The organism is Neobacillus sp. Fa239 (assembly GCF_055395235.1).
In genome coordinates, this window is the sequence record NZ_AP041611.1 from 2,117,446 (window position 1) to 2,130,831 (window position 13,386).

Here is a 13,386-nt window from a genome sequence, read left to right on the forward strand (position 1 = left end):
TTTTTCAGAAGATTATCTTTTTATAATAAAGTTAGATTTCAACATTAAGGGAGTGAAACAAATGGAAACGAACACAACTCAAAAAAGAGTGATTAAAAATTATAAAGGCACTGAATTACATGCAAAGGGCTGGATTCAAGAGGCAGCACTGCGCATGCTGATGAACAATCTGGATCAAGAGGTTGCGGAAAGACCGGAAGACTTGGTGGTTTATGGCGGAATCGGAAAAGCAGCGCGAAACTGGGAGTCTTATGATGCTATTGTGAAAACGCTTTTAGAATTAGAAGAGGATGAAACGCTCCTCATCCAATCAGGTAAGCCAGTGGTGGTTTGGAAATCTCATAAAGATGCACCGCGCGTCTTACTGGCAAACTCAAATCTAGTTCCTGCCTGGGCAAACTGGGAGCACTTCCATGAGCTTGATAAAAAAGGCCTGATGATGTATGGGCAAATGACAGCGGGCAGCTGGATCTATATCGGCAGCCAAGGGATTGTCCAAGGAACCTATGAAACGTTCGCAGAGCTTGCAAGACAGGAGTATGGCGGCACATTAAAACATACCATTACATTAACGGCAGGACTTGGCGGCATGGGCGGCGCTCAGCCACTAGCCGTTACGATGAATGATGGCGTTTGTATTGCGATTGAAGTGGACGAATGGAGAATCGACCGCCGAATCGAAACTAAATACCTTGATGTAAAAACAAAGGATCTCGATGAAGCGTTAAAATTGGCTCATGAAGCTAAGGCAGCCGGAAAGGCCTTGTCTATCGGTCTCCTAGGTAATGCAGCAGAAATTTTACCATTAATGATTGAAAAAGGCTTTAACCCGGATGTGTTGACAGACCAAACTTCGGCACATGATCCATTGAATGGCTATGTTCCGGTTGGTTTCAGCCTGGAAGAAGCTGCAAAACTAAGAAATGAAGACCCTGCACACTATGTGAAGCTGTCAAAACAAAGCATGGCCTTCCATGTAAAAGCGATGTTAACGATGCAGCAAAAAGGCGCTGTTACGTTTGACTACGGTAACAACATTCGCCAGGTGGCAAAAGATGAAGGCGTGGAAAATGCCTTTGATTTCCCTGGCTTCGTTCCAGCCTACATTCGTCCATTATTCTGCGAAGGTAAAGGACCGTTCCGATGGGCAGCCCTTTCAGGAGATCCGGAAGATATTCGTAAAATTGATGAAGCACTGCTTCGCGAATTTAAAGACGATGAGCACCTTTGCAAATGGGTAAGAATGGCTCAAGAAAGAATCGCTTTCCAAGGACTTCCTGCCCGCATTTGCTGGTTGGGCTACGGAGATCGTGCCCGCTTCGGAAAAATCATCAACGACATGGTTGCTTCCGGTGAAGTGTCTGCACCAATTGTGATTGGCCGTGACCACTTGGATGCCGGTTCTGTTGCTTCGCCAAACCGTGAAACAGAAAGCATGAAGGACGGCAGTGATGCAGTTTCTGACTGGCCGATCTTAAATGCGATGATTAATGCAGTCGGCGGCGCAAGCTGGATTTCCTTACACCATGGCGGCGGCGTTGGAATGGGCTATTCTCAACACTCTGGTATGGTCATTGTGGCAGATGGTACGAAGGATGCGGAGGTACGCTTGCAGCGTGTATTAACAACTGATCCTGGAATGGGTGTTGTCCGTCATGCCGATGCAGGCTATGAACTCGCGATTAAAACGGCAAAAGAAAAAGGCATTAAAATGCCGATGTTATAAGAAAAGCGGAAGCGCCTGTTTAGCGACGTATGGACTGGAGCGAGTCGACTGAGATAAAGGAAACACGAAGAGCGTTAGCGATTCGATGTTGACTTATCGTAAGGAGGCGAGTGAAGTCCACTAGTCGCTGGGCGCTGTAGCTAGACAATTCTAAAAGTCGAAGAGAGGAATGAAAACGAATGAGCAAAGCGCTTTTTATCAGAAATGCCGCTCAGCTCGTTACTTTGCAGGGGAGCTCGAATGCTCCCCTTGTTAAGGACGCGATGTCTGAGCTTCACATAATTGAAAATGGCAGTGTTTGGATTGAGGATGGTGTGATTCAAGCTGTTGGTAAGGATGAGGAGTTGGCGGCTAAGTACGGAGCCCGTTTGGGTGAAGCAGAAATAGTTGACGCGACAGGAAAGCTTGTAACGCCAGGGCTCGTTGACCCCCATACCCATCTTGTTTTTGCCGGAAGCCGTGAAAATGAATTTAATATGCGTCTCCAAGGTGCGACCTATATGGACATCATGAATGCCGGCGGCGGAATTCATGCTACAACAAGAGCGACGCAGGCTGCGAGCCATGCACAACTTTTTGCCGAGAGCTATGAACGCTTAAACCAATTCCTGCGTCACGGGGTTACAACGGTTGAGGCAAAAAGCGGCTACGGAATGGAATGGGCCACGGAGTTGAAGCAGCTGGAAGTGGCAAAAGAGCTAAACGAAAAGCATGTAATTGATGTTGTGCCAACCTTCATGGGTGCGCATGCGGTTCCGAAAGAATACAAGGAAAATCCCGACGAATTTATCCGGCTGCTGATAGAGGAAATGATCCCAAAGGTGGCAGAGCTTGGTCTTGCTGAATTCAACGATGTTTTCTGTGAGCATGGCGTGTTCACACCAGAGCAATCCCGAAGAATTTTAGAAGCAGGCAAGCGTCATGGATTATTGGCAAAAATTCATGCCGATGAAATTGAGCCATATGAAGGGGCAGAGCTTGCAGCTGAAGTCGGAGCGGTTTCAGCCGACCATTTATTAAAGGCATCCGAAAAAGGCATGAAGGCCATGGCGGAAAAGGGCGTAGTCGGTGTATTGCTTCCGGGTACCGCGTACTTTTTAATGGCAGAGTCTGCTAACGGAAGAAAAATGATCGATATAGGTGTGCCGGTTGCCCTGTCAACTGACTGTAATCCAGGTTCATCCCCAACGGTTTCATTGCCATTCATTATGAGCCTTGGCTGTATGAAAATGGGGATGACACCGGCTGAGGTCATCACGGCAGCTACGATTAATGCAGCGCATGCGATTAATCGCGCGGGTGAGATTGGCAGCTTGGAAGTCGGCAAAAAAGGCGATGTAACGATCTTTAATGTGGCGAACTATATGAAGCTACAGTACTCCTATGGGGTTAACCACGTCGACACCGTTGTGAAAAATGGTGCCGTAGTGGTCAAGGGAGGTCGCTTGCGTGAAGAGCTTTCTTTTTCCAAAAATTAATCCTCCAAGTTTTACATGGGTAAGACCGGAGGGGAGAGCGCCTGAGAAGGTTCATGAGTGGATTCAGCCATTGACGTCAGAGGCCGATCCGGAAAAAAGTAAGGAAGCAGAAATCGTTGTAGTCGGTGTGCCTTTGTCGCGTTCTTCGATCAGTGCATCGGGTGCATCAGAATTTCCGGATGCCTTCAGGCGCGCATGGAAAGGCTTTACCACGTATAATCTTGACGAAGATATCGATTTAGCGGAAATGACAGCACTTGATGTCGGCGACGTACCGATGCATGTAACGGATATTCGCCGCTGCCATGATCAAATTATCGAGGCTTCAGCCACACTTCACAGCCATTTTGTAAATTCGAAGGTTTGTGCAATTGGCGGGGATCATTCGATTACAGCGATGATGGTGAAGGGTTTGCATAAGGCGAAACCGGCCGAGCGGATTGGGATTTTGCAGTTTGATACCCATTTTGATTTGCGGGATATGAGCGATAACGGTCCTTCCAATGGAACGCCGATGCGGAATTTGATCGAGAGCGGTGTTGTCGAAGGACGCAATATGTACAACATTGGGCTTCATGGTTTTTTTAATACAAAGGATTTGAAAGAATATGCCGATGCGCATGGTGTAAATTATATTACCCTTCGCAATGCCAGGAAAAAGGGATTTGAAGAAACGGTATTGGCATGCTTGGAGGAGCTTTCTGAAAAGGTAGATACCATTTATGTAACGGTCGATATGGATTGCCTTGATATTGCCTATGCACCGGGCGTGCCGGCTTCGACCCCGGGTGGGATGACAACATCGGAATTGCTTGAGGGTGTCCTGGCAGCCGGACGTCACCCAAAAGTAAAAGCCATGGACATCGTCTGCCTCGACCCACTAAAAGACACCCAAGTCCAGCCAACCGTCAAAATGGGGACCCACGTATTCTTGTCCTTCTTAACTGGTGTCATGATGCGGTGACAGGCACCGTAAAAAGACAAAACCGTAAAAATGTCCACCCCAGGTGGACATTTTTTATGTGCGCTTGGCAGCGCATCGCTCTAATGGGTGAAAGTCCCTAACATGCCGTTGTGGCGGAAATGTATAGCTGACAGGTAGTGCGAGTATCGTGAGATTTCGTGCGGAGGACTTGAAGGCAAAACTCGGAACAGGTGGCTGTAACCATGTTGGCTGGTAAGGTGGGATAACCTTGCATAAAATGGGGATGTCCAATACCACTCTGTATCTTATTAGTTATGAGGACTGGATTCGAGTGAAAGGCGATGAACGTGACCCAAGGAGATCTCATCATCTCCACCGTAGGTGGTAACTCTTTTTCAAAGCCGCGAAGGACAAGAAATGGATTATGGAAGGTGAGAAGTCAGAGCAGGGGATAGTAGTGAATAAACTTGTTGGAAACGCCACAAAGACAAGTGACTTATCACAAAGTTGATAAGGCGGGCACTGACTCAAAAGGCAGTGGACTGATGCGAAGCCCGTCTGTCCATCGAAGAAAAGCAATACGAACTTATTTACTCGTCATGTACTAAACAGAAGTCGATGAGGCAGAAAGCCGAAGAATCGAGACCGAAAGAAAGTAGGTTGTTTAGGGCGAAGTACTAATATCAAATATCAGCCATTGGTTTACCTATTCAGTTGATATTGTATTGGGAAAGGAATCGAATGCATGAATGAATCAATAGGAAAACGAAGCTTACGTGTAGTGGAGAATTCTAAAAAGAAACGCAAGTGGTACAGCCTAATGGATAAATTATGGAACTATCAAAACCTGGAACAAGCTTTCTATGACGTGAAGAAAAATCGCGGTTCACACGGAGTGGATAAAGTAACGATTAAAGATTATGAAATTGAATTGGAACACAACTTAAGAGTGCTCCAAGAATCTTTGCGTTTGAAAACATATCGTGCAAAACCAGTTAGAAGAGTTTTTATTCCAAAAGCTGATGGTACAAAACGTCCACTGGGAATTCCAACAGTAGAAGACCGAGTTCTCCAAGCTGCAACTAAAAGAATACTTGAACCAATCTTTGAACAGAAATTCTTAGACTGTAGTTTTGGATTTCGTCCGAACCGTAGTGCACATATGGCGATAGACAAAATCCGAAAGGATTTGATGGATGGGTACACCTTTGTAATTGATGCCGATATAAAGACTTATTTTGATTCAATTCCTCATGATAAGCTTATCGAATTAATCAAAGAAGAAGTTGTGGATAATAGAGTATTGGCGCTAATTTTGCAGTTCTTAAAATCGGGAATCCTTGAAAATGGTATTTTCTATGAGAGTGACAAGGGGAGTCCTCAGGGTGGCGTAATCAGTCCATTGTTAGCGAACATCTATTTGCATCCGCTCGATGAAATGATGATGGAAAGAGGTCACCGTATTACAAGGTACGCGGATGACTTCGTCATCTGTTGCAAATCCCGAAAGGGAGCAGAAAGAGTACTAAGAACGGTAGTGAAGCTCTTAGATGAAAAGTTAGGATTGAAAGTGCACCCAGACAAAACTAAGATTGTAGACAACTACGAAGAACCGTTTATCTTCTTAGGGTATGTTTTCAAAAGAGGATATTTCCATTCTCCATCAGACAAAGCAGTAAAGAAGTTTAAGAAAAGTATCAAAGATGTAACGAAAAGAAATCTAACAGTTAACCTGGAAGAATTCGTCAAGCATCGATTAAATCCCATTATTAGAGGATGGGGAAGATACTTTGGAATTGGCTTTTCAAAAAAACTATTTCAAAAATTGGATACATGGATTCGAAGAAGGCTAAGAATGATTCAGTTAAGAAGCTGGAGAAAAATAAGAAAGCTCCACAGGGAGCTTCGGAAAAGGAATTGGAAGGGTGAACTTCCGCATCTTTCAATGACTAGATGGAGGAATTCTAAGACTGAGCACGTTCATTTTGCGATTCCGAATGAAAGGTTTCGGGAAATTAAACTTGTTTTTCTTTTAGACATATACAACGAACTACATCCCCAAAGGGGATAAAGTGGAGGAGCCGTATGCGATGACCCGCACGTACGGATCTGTGAGAGGCGCATGAAATTTCTCATGCGCCTACTCTATTTTCTTCTGTTAGAGTGGCTCCTTTGAATCCTTCCAAAAAGTTACACTTGAAGTAATTCTTAATAAAGAAAAATATATCCTCTCAAATGAATGAGTGTTTGTCCACACGATGAAATTACTATTTTCATATAATATATGAATTCGTTATTAACGAAGAATTCTGCTGTCATAAAGGAGAGTGTGGCGTCACCAGAGTTGAAAATTAGGAATATCTTATACAGGTCTCCCTTTGGTACAGCTAATGGAAGGAGGGGATTTTATGGCTGCTATTCAAAAGAGTGTAGACTCCTCAAGCCTTGCTGAAGTAATTGACCGCATATTGGATAAAGGGGTTGTAATCGACTTATGGCTGCGTGTTTCATTAGTAGGGATCGAGTTGCTTACGATTGATGGTCGAATTGTTATTGCCAGCGTTGATACGTGGTTAAAATATGCAAAGGCGGTAGGACTTCTAAATAATCAATCTCAAAGTGCTGGGGAGGAAGTCGGTGTCGAGGCTGCACTATAAATAGTTTGTAAGTGGGAGCTAAGGATCGTCATAAGCCTTGGCTCATTTTTTTGAAATTATCTTATGAAAGTAGGAGGAATGATATTGAATCATTCAATGAAAGAAGAGGAGTCCGGTGGATTTGTGAAAACTGCTTTTTTCGATGACATTATCGCAAGAGCGATTAAATACATGAAAGCAGGATATCCAGTCCATTTTGTTGGACCATCGGGAGTAGGAAAAACGAGTTTGGCTTACTTTATTGCCAGCCAATTAAACAGGCCCATTACCATCATCCGGGGACATCATGAATTGTCAAATAAGGATCTGTTAGGTCAATATTATGGAATTACCAAAAAAGAAGTGGTTGATAATTATATTCATTCCGTTTATAAACTGAGCCAAGAAATCAAACCGCTTTGGATCAATGGCCAGCTTGTAGAGGCAGTAAAAAATGGACATGTCGTGATTTACGATGAGTTTTCACGTTCCCTTCCTGAAACGAATAATATATTTCTAGCCCTTTTGGAAGAAAAAGTTCTCCCTATATATGGGAAAGGGAAGGAATCAGCTATAAAAAGCCATCCTGATTTCTCCATTATCTTTACAAGTAATCCGGATGAATATGCTGGAACCTTTCACACCCAAAACGCACTGATGGATCGATTGATCACCATCAGCTTAGATATTTGTGACAATCAAACAGAGATGGAAATCCTTCAAAAGAAAATAGGTTTAAACAAACAGGACGCCCAAATAATAGTGACGCTCGTTTCAAGGTTACGATCTTTTTCGAATGGGAATGGTCCAAGTTTACGGTCATCCTTAATGGTTGGGACAATTGCCAAAATTGCAGATATCCCCGTCCAGCCGGAAAATAAAGCCTTTCAAGACCTTTGCTTGGATTTGTTATCAAGAGCAGTTAAACAAGGGAATCCCGATCTTGGACGTGATGCAGTTCGAGACTTAATTATCAAGGAATTGCTGAGAAAGGAAGAACAGCTATGACATCAAAAAATGGTGTGTATGTATTCTGTGCTATTCAAGAAAAAAAACCCATACAATTTGGAACTGTCCTCTTAAATGGACAAGAAAACGAGGTATATACGATACACCACCAAGATGTAGCAATGGTAGCAGCAAGGGTGGATGATGAGGTTTTACCGGTAAGGAATAATTTATTGGCCCATCAATCGACCATCTCAAACGTGATGAAGCAATATACGATAATCCCTATGAGCTTTGGAAATGTGTTTCATTCAGAGGAGGATGTCATTCTTATTACGAAACATTTGTATGAAGAACTTGATAAATTATTTTCCGAATTAGAAAACAAGATCGAGGTGGGCTTAAAGGTCCAAGCAAAAAAAGATTGGATTGAGCAGGAAATGAAAAAGGATCCATTACTAAATGAATGGAAAAACGCAAAGAAGGATCTTGCAGCTCCGGGCTCTTTTTATGAACAGATTGAAATAGGGGAACATGCTCAAAATTTTGTTATGCTTCTCGAAAATAGAGTGGAGAAAGAGATATACGAACCATTATTAGAGCTTGCAGCAGCAGGGAAACTCAATCGTACAATACCAGGAAAAATCCTTTTGAATTCCGCTTTTTTAGTGGAAAAAGATCAGGAAGAATCCTTTGATCAGAAGGTGAATGAATTATATGAAGTCTGGCAGGATAAAGTGGATTTTAAATATTCAGGTCCATGGCCAGCCTATAATTTTGTCAATATTCGTTTAAGGATTGAGGGAAAGTCATGATTCATAAATTGTTTACCTTGCCATTCCGTTCGTTAATCAAACTTGGGGAAAAAATCCAGGAAGAGGTTGACCAGGAGCTTTACAATATTCCGTACTTGCAACAACAGCTTGTCGAATTGCATATGATGTTTGAAATGGAGGAAATGGACGAAGAAACATATATTGCGAAAGAAGAAGAACTCCTTAATAGATATAAAATAGCCAAAGAACGTGAAAAGAATCAGATTGATAGTGAATAGTTTGGAGGAGGAAGTATGACAAACATAAAGCTTGAAATGGATTTTCTATATATATACGGTTTCATTTTAGCAGAGGAACTTCAAAAGTCAGAGGTTCCTTCTATTTTGGGAATCGATCAACGAATGATCGCGGTTAAATTGTATAAAGATGTTGCCGCGATTATGACCCTGGTGGATTCTAATAATTATTCACAACAGCATATAAACCTTCAATTAAAAGATGCAGAATGGCTAAAAGAAAAAGCATTTCATCATCATGAAGTTATCTCAAATATTTCCCAGCATTTTACGATCATTCCGATGTCCTTTTGTACCATTTATCAAAATGAGATGAATTTTGAAAGCTTAGTAGCCAATCGGTATGAAAGAATTCATCAAAGATTATTAGCGCTTAAGGATAAGCAAGAATGGAATGTAAAAATGTTTTGTCACAAAAGTAAAGCGTTGGCTTACGTAATGGAGAAAAATGCAGCAGTTTTAGAGTTAAAAGAAAAACTGGCATTTATGCCAAAAGGGAAACAGTTTTTAATGAAAAAGAAGCTGGAAAGTCTGATTGCGGATCAATTTGAAATCGAACAATCGAAATGGTGCCGCCAGATAAATGATCAGGTAACATCCTTCGTTTCCGAAACAAATTTACGGAGGAATTGGGGAAAAGAGGTAACGGAGAGAAAAGATGACATGATTATCAATTGTGATTACTTAATAGAGGCAAGGAATATCGATTCGTTTTTAGAAAAAATGAAAGAAGTTGAACAGGGGTTCGAGGAAATGGGATGTATGATCCAAATAACGGGACCGTGGCCGCCTTATCATTTTTCAAAAATGGAGTCTTCGTAATGGAACAATTTCATCCATTTGAAAATAAAGAAATGACCCTATTAGATCTTTTGGATGGAATTATTGATACCGGTGTTGTGGTTACAGGGGAAATCGTCATATCGATTGCCAATATTGACCTCATATTGGTGGACCTACAGCTGCTTATTTCATCCATTGAAACTGCCTTTGGAACAAACAACCGCAAATTTGCTAGGGAGGCAATCGCAGGTGGAACGAATATTACTGGACTCAAATAAAGTGGAGCAGGGGTTAGCAAAGTTAGTCTTAACGATCATCGAGCTTCTGCGCCAGTTAATGGAAAGACAGGCAATGCGAAGAGTTGAGAATGATTCGCTTACTGACGATCAATTAGAGGAACTGGGTTTAACATTAATGAGGCTGGAAGAAAAAATGGAAGAATTAAAAAGGGTTTTTGGCTTAGAAAAGGAAGATTTGAATATTGAACTGGGGCCGCTTGGAAAATTGCTGTAAAGAATCGCGGAGGTGAGATTTAATGCCCATTCAAAATGGACCCCAAACAACCAATTTACTCGAAGTTTTAGAAAAAATTCTCGATAAGGGAGTGGTGATCGCAGGGGATATTAAAATATCGTTGGCAGATGTAGACCTGCTGACAATAAAAATCAGGCTCCTCGTAGCTTCTGTGGATAAGGCACGGGAAATTGGAATGGATTGGTGGGAAAGAGACCCGTACTACTCTTCGAAGGGTAGAATCGCAGAACAAGAACATCATCTATTAATTGAAAGAATAAATAAGCTTGAGCAGCTGGTGGACGCGAAGGCGCTGCCACGAAACGATGAAGAAAAAGTTTTTCCATCTGTTAATGAGGAAGCAGCATTTCCTTTGGAAATTGAAGAAAAAAATGAAACGAAAAAATATTTAGGCAAACAATATAAAGGAGATATTTAAACTATTTTTTACGAATTAAAAACCTTGATTTCTCAAGGTTTTTAATTTGGGTGATTTTCAATTAGTACTTTTTCCTTTTTTTCTCCGACTTGTCATTCGGTTGCATTAATTTTATTAATTGTTCATTTTGTTCTAAAACGGCCATAAGATTTTTATTCATTTTTGAAATCTCATCCATCAGTTTCTCCATTTGTTCAAATATTGCTGTTATTTCTTTGTTATTCTGGTTATCGTTTGTCGTTGCTTCGTCCTGAGCGGGAGCTTTATTAACATTCCCCAATTCTTTAACTGAGTTCAAAAGGGAATTATCTGTTAGAAGATTGGTTGCCATTCTCATAATCGAGCTCATATCAATCGTATTTTCATTTTTTGTTAGATTGTTAGCGAGATTCATAATAGCTTCCTTATTTAACTCATTACTGATTGAAGAAGCGTTATTCTCATTTTTGGGTTCATCCATTATTTAGCCCACCTTTACATACTTAATTTTAAATCCATACCTTATGATATTAATTTACAGCCGAATGTGTATTGAATTCTTGAATATCTTTTTTGAAAAACCCTAGAAGGCTATTTTAATATTCAAATAACCTTCTAGAGTCATTGAATGGTACTGCATTTTTTTCTAGATGAAACAAGTGCAGAGCCTTTGGCGCAAAAAGGGATTAGCTGCAGCCCAATGTTGCACAAATAGCAGCTAAAATTGGAGCTTGGTCAACATTTAGCAAGCTTGCAAGCAGCAATGCAACCAATAAGACTACTACAACAAGGAAAGTCGCAAGAGAAAAAGTCAATTCACTACCCCCTTTCCTTTTTCAAAATTAATATAAGGGGCCCTTACAAAGCTTAGTATATGTGGAATTGGTGGACAGGCTTAAACGGATATCACGATAATAGAAAAATGGGACAGCCTATTTTAAAGTGAGGTTTGAAGCAAAAAAAATGACCACACCAGGTGGCCATATTTTTGTTTATACACTTTTATTGGTTACATTTGGAACCATTGGTTTAACGGTTGGAAGATTTGCAATGAATACGCCAAGTAGGACTAAAATGCCACCTAAAATTTGCATGGGAAGTATTCGGTCACCCAAAATAAAATGGGAAGCGATAATGGCAACGAAGGGCTGGATATTCATGAACATAGATGCTGTTCCCGCTCCGGCTTCCGAAACGCCGCTATTCCACCAAAAACCAGCGATGCCTTGTGCAAGAATACCGGCGCAAATTAATAGGATCCACATGGATGGTGAATGGCTGATGACTGACCCGCTCACAAGATTCTCCACACCTGCAGCCGGAATCATCAGGACACTTCCCAATACAGTTGCGTAAACCGTAATCACGTAAGAATTCAATGTTTTAGACAAACGTCGAATATATAAAAGACTAATAGACAAACAAAGCATAGCGACGACAATATTTAAATCTCCAAACGAAACCCCCATTGAGCCAGAAGCAACGCCAATGATCGAAAAAACGCCTATTAAACTAATAATGGCACCTAACGATTTTTTTACAGTTAACTTCACTTTAAAAATAGCTCGTTCCAATAAAATCGTCGCAATGGGTGATAAAGCAAGGATTAAAGAAGCGTTCGCAGGTGTAGTATGGTGAAGTCCTGTAAAATAAAAAGTTTGGTTCAAAAGCGTACCAAAAATGCCGACCCCGATTAAATACTTCCATTCTTGTGACGTAAGCCTTCTAACACCCCTTCGGCAAAGGGCAACAATGATGAGAAACAGAGAAGTAAAACAAATCCGAACCGTTGATAAAAAAACAGGTGAGAAGCCATGCAGCAGGTAAGCACTAACCGGATAATTACATCCCCATAAAATAGAAACCAAAAATAAACTGATTAATGCTTTATTTTTACGCATCGACATGATGTTAAACACATACCTTTCCAATATGAGCAAATTAAAAACCGATTATAATTATAGCACCGTGTTTCGTGTAACGAAATACCTTTTTTTGTGACATTTTTGGTGACAGGCACCGCAAAAAGACAAAACACGCATAATGTCCACCTCAGGCGGACATTATGCGTGTTTGTGAGAATCTGTATGATTTCTGAAAGGCTAGCTTTGAAATCTCAAATTATAAATGGCTTGATAATTAGGTCTTGTTACTTGTCGCATTAAATATGCAGATTGCCTCGGATTCGGTTTTCTTTTTTTATTAAGAAAGTCAATAAACGCTTTGGCATTTCGGATGCCGATTCCGTGACCAAAAAATCGATCATCGCCAAAATAAATAACATTTTCAGCGCGCCAATGCGGCAGTCTGGGATCAAAATCAGGGTTATTAAAATGCAGAACATCCCCTATTATAAAATCATCTCCGTCTTTTGGAAGGACGGAGAGGTCCTCATCAAATTGCCAATCATATAAATATAGCCTTTGAAAATAGGTATCAAATAATTCTGGACCAATGGAATAAACGGTTGCGATATATAAGCAAATAGCAATGGCCGTCGAACATTCAAATGCATATTTTGGCCCATTTCTAAGAATATCCAAAATGGCAGTGGAGGGACTAATATTATCTTTTATTAGAAACCCGCCATTCGCTAAACGATCCCAATACTTTCGATTGCAGATTGCATAATAATAGGTTGTAAACTTTGCACCGCTTTTGTTCAGAGCCTGGGCTGCCTTTAAGGTGTTGATGCGAAATAATAGTTCAAATTTTAGATAATCAACCGTTAAATATTCATAAACAACATCATATGCTGCCATTTGTTTTAAAATAATCCTCTGTACCGGATCAGTAATATAATGAAACAACTCCTGAGGCTTCTTAACCTCACCGCCAACTTTTATCATGAAAAGTCCCCCAAACCAATCAATCCCTTCCTAAATAA

15 protein-coding genes and 1 pseudogene are annotated in these 13,386 nt (G+C 41.0%); 12 read left to right on the forward strand and 4 right to left on the reverse strand.

What is annotated here, in order from left to right; all coding sequences use genetic code 11:
- The first annotated feature begins 61 nt into the window (after nt 1-61).
- From hutU to ACZ5XR_RS10150, 12 genes and pseudogenes are all read left to right on the forward strand, one after another.
- On the forward strand, nt 62-1,726 hold the full coding sequence (gene hutU / locus ACZ5XR_RS10095) for a urocanate hydratase (RefSeq protein ID WP_464501523.1): 1,665 nt from the start codon (nt 62-64) through the stop codon (nt 1,724-1,726).
- A 179-nt stretch (nt 1,727-1,905) separates the two neighbouring features.
- On the forward strand, nt 1,906-3,204 hold the full coding sequence (gene hutI, locus ACZ5XR_RS10100) for an imidazolonepropionase (RefSeq protein ID WP_464501524.1): 1,299 nt from the start codon (nt 1,906-1,908) through the stop codon (nt 3,202-3,204).
- Nucleotides 3,176-4,168, forward strand: coding sequence for an agmatinase family protein (locus tag ACZ5XR_RS10105; RefSeq protein ID WP_464501525.1), 993 nt, complete (start codon nt 3,176-3,178; stop codon nt 4,166-4,168). Before hutI ends, ACZ5XR_RS10105 begins: the two co-directional genes overlap by 29 nt.
- A 706-nt stretch (nt 4,169-4,874) precedes the next feature.
- Nucleotides 4,875-6,200 carry a group II intron reverse transcriptase/maturase gene (gene ltrA, locus ACZ5XR_RS10110; RefSeq protein WP_464497298.1) on the forward strand — a complete coding sequence of 442 codons (1,326 nt, stop codon included), beginning with the start codon at nt 4,875-4,877 and terminating at the stop codon, nt 6,198-6,200.
- Nucleotides 6,201-6,537: 337 nt separating this feature from the next.
- A complete protein-coding gene (gene gvpA, locus ACZ5XR_RS10115; RefSeq protein ID WP_464501526.1) occupies nt 6,538-6,786 on the forward strand; it encodes a gas vesicle structural protein GvpA in 249 nt (82 codons plus the stop codon).
- Between the two features lie 84 nt (nt 6,787-6,870).
- Entirely contained in the window at nt 6,871-7,773 is a 903-nt protein-coding gene (gene gvpN, locus ACZ5XR_RS10120; protein ID WP_464501527.1) for a gas vesicle protein GvpN, read from the forward strand.
- Nucleotides 7,770-8,528: a GvpL/GvpF family gas vesicle protein gene (locus tag ACZ5XR_RS10125; RefSeq protein WP_464501528.1), complete on the forward strand. Its 759-nt coding sequence runs from the start codon at nt 7,770-7,772 to the stop codon at nt 8,526-8,528. The genes gvpN and ACZ5XR_RS10125 overlap by 4 nt, the downstream gene beginning before the upstream one ends.
- Complete coding sequence (locus ACZ5XR_RS10130) at nt 8,525-8,767, forward strand: gas vesicle protein GvpG (protein ID WP_464501529.1); 243 nt, start codon at nt 8,525-8,527, stop codon at nt 8,765-8,767. Before ACZ5XR_RS10125 ends, ACZ5XR_RS10130 begins: the two co-directional genes overlap by 4 nt.
- A 15-nt stretch (nt 8,768-8,782) precedes the next feature.
- Nucleotides 8,783-9,607: a GvpL/GvpF family gas vesicle protein gene (locus tag ACZ5XR_RS10135; RefSeq protein ID WP_464501530.1), complete on the forward strand. Its 825-nt coding sequence runs from the start codon at nt 8,783-8,785 to the stop codon at nt 9,605-9,607.
- On the forward strand, nt 9,607-9,846 hold the full coding sequence (locus ACZ5XR_RS10140) for a gas vesicle protein (protein WP_464501531.1): 240 nt from the start codon (nt 9,607-9,609) through the stop codon (nt 9,844-9,846). Before ACZ5XR_RS10135 ends, ACZ5XR_RS10140 begins: the two co-directional genes overlap by 1 nt.
- Nucleotides 9,818-10,081 (forward strand): gas vesicle protein K, encoded by a 264-nt coding sequence (locus ACZ5XR_RS10145; RefSeq protein ID WP_464501532.1) that lies wholly within the window; start codon nt 9,818-9,820, stop codon nt 10,079-10,081. Before ACZ5XR_RS10140 ends, ACZ5XR_RS10145 begins: the two co-directional genes overlap by 29 nt.
- Before the next feature lie 22 nt (nt 10,082-10,103).
- Nucleotides 10,104-10,391 (forward strand): annotated as a pseudogene (locus ACZ5XR_RS10150) (gas vesicle protein); the annotation flags it as partial.
- 190 nt (nt 10,392-10,581) lie between these two features.
- Here the strand turns inward: ACZ5XR_RS10150 and ACZ5XR_RS10155 are convergent.
- The 4 genes from ACZ5XR_RS10155 to ACZ5XR_RS10170 form a co-directional block, all read right to left on the reverse strand.
- Nucleotides 10,582-10,980, reverse strand: coding sequence for a hypothetical protein (locus ACZ5XR_RS10155; protein ID WP_464501533.1), 399 nt, complete (start codon nt 10,978-10,980; stop codon nt 10,582-10,584).
- Nucleotides 10,981-11,185: 205 nt separating this feature from the next.
- Entirely contained in the window at nt 11,186-11,314 is a 129-nt protein-coding gene (locus tag ACZ5XR_RS10160; RefSeq protein ID WP_464501534.1) for a hypothetical protein, read from the reverse strand.
- 177 nt (nt 11,315-11,491) lie between these two features.
- Nucleotides 11,492-12,406: a DMT family transporter gene (locus ACZ5XR_RS10165; protein ID WP_464501535.1), complete on the reverse strand. Its 915-nt coding sequence runs from the start codon at nt 12,404-12,406 to the stop codon at nt 11,492-11,494.
- A 195-nt stretch (nt 12,407-12,601) separates the two neighbouring features.
- Nucleotides 12,602-13,348 (reverse strand): protein-glutamine gamma-glutamyltransferase, encoded by a 747-nt coding sequence (locus ACZ5XR_RS10170; RefSeq protein WP_464501536.1) that lies wholly within the window; start codon nt 13,346-13,348, stop codon nt 12,602-12,604.
- Nucleotides 13,349-13,386 lie beyond the last annotated feature (38 nt).

Excerpts from the sequence above, each read along its gene's own strand:
- ACZ5XR_RS10165 (WP_464501535.1), bottom strand. The coding sequence starts at position 12,406 with ATGTCGATGCGTAAAAATAAAGCATTAATCAGTTTATTTTTGGTTTCT.
- ACZ5XR_RS10170 (WP_464501536.1), bottom strand. The coding sequence starts at position 13,348 with ATGATAAAAGTTGGCGGTGAGGTTAAGAAGCCTCAGGAGTTGTTTCAT.
- ACZ5XR_RS10130 (WP_464501529.1), top strand. The coding sequence starts at position 8,525 with ATGATTCATAAATTGTTTACCTTGCCATTCCGTTCGTTAATCAAACTT.
- ACZ5XR_RS10155 (WP_464501533.1), bottom strand. The coding sequence starts at position 10,980 with ATGGATGAACCCAAAAATGAGAATAACGCTTCTTCAATCAGTAATGAG.
- ltrA (WP_464497298.1), top strand. The coding sequence starts at position 4,875 with ATGAATGAATCAATAGGAAAACGAAGCTTACGTGTAGTGGAGAATTCT.
- hutI (WP_464501524.1), top strand. The coding sequence starts at position 1,906 with ATGAGCAAAGCGCTTTTTATCAGAAATGCCGCTCAGCTCGTTACTTTG.
- ACZ5XR_RS10135 (WP_464501530.1), top strand. The coding sequence starts at position 8,783 with ATGACAAACATAAAGCTTGAAATGGATTTTCTATATATATACGGTTTC.
- hutU (WP_464501523.1), top strand. The coding sequence starts at position 62 with ATGGAAACGAACACAACTCAAAAAAGAGTGATTAAAAATTATAAAGGC.
- gvpA (WP_464501526.1), top strand. The coding sequence starts at position 6,538 with ATGGCTGCTATTCAAAAGAGTGTAGACTCCTCAAGCCTTGCTGAAGTA.
- ACZ5XR_RS10125 (WP_464501528.1), top strand. The coding sequence starts at position 7,770 with ATGACATCAAAAAATGGTGTGTATGTATTCTGTGCTATTCAAGAAAAA.
- ACZ5XR_RS10140 (WP_464501531.1), top strand. The coding sequence starts at position 9,607 with ATGGAACAATTTCATCCATTTGAAAATAAAGAAATGACCCTATTAGAT.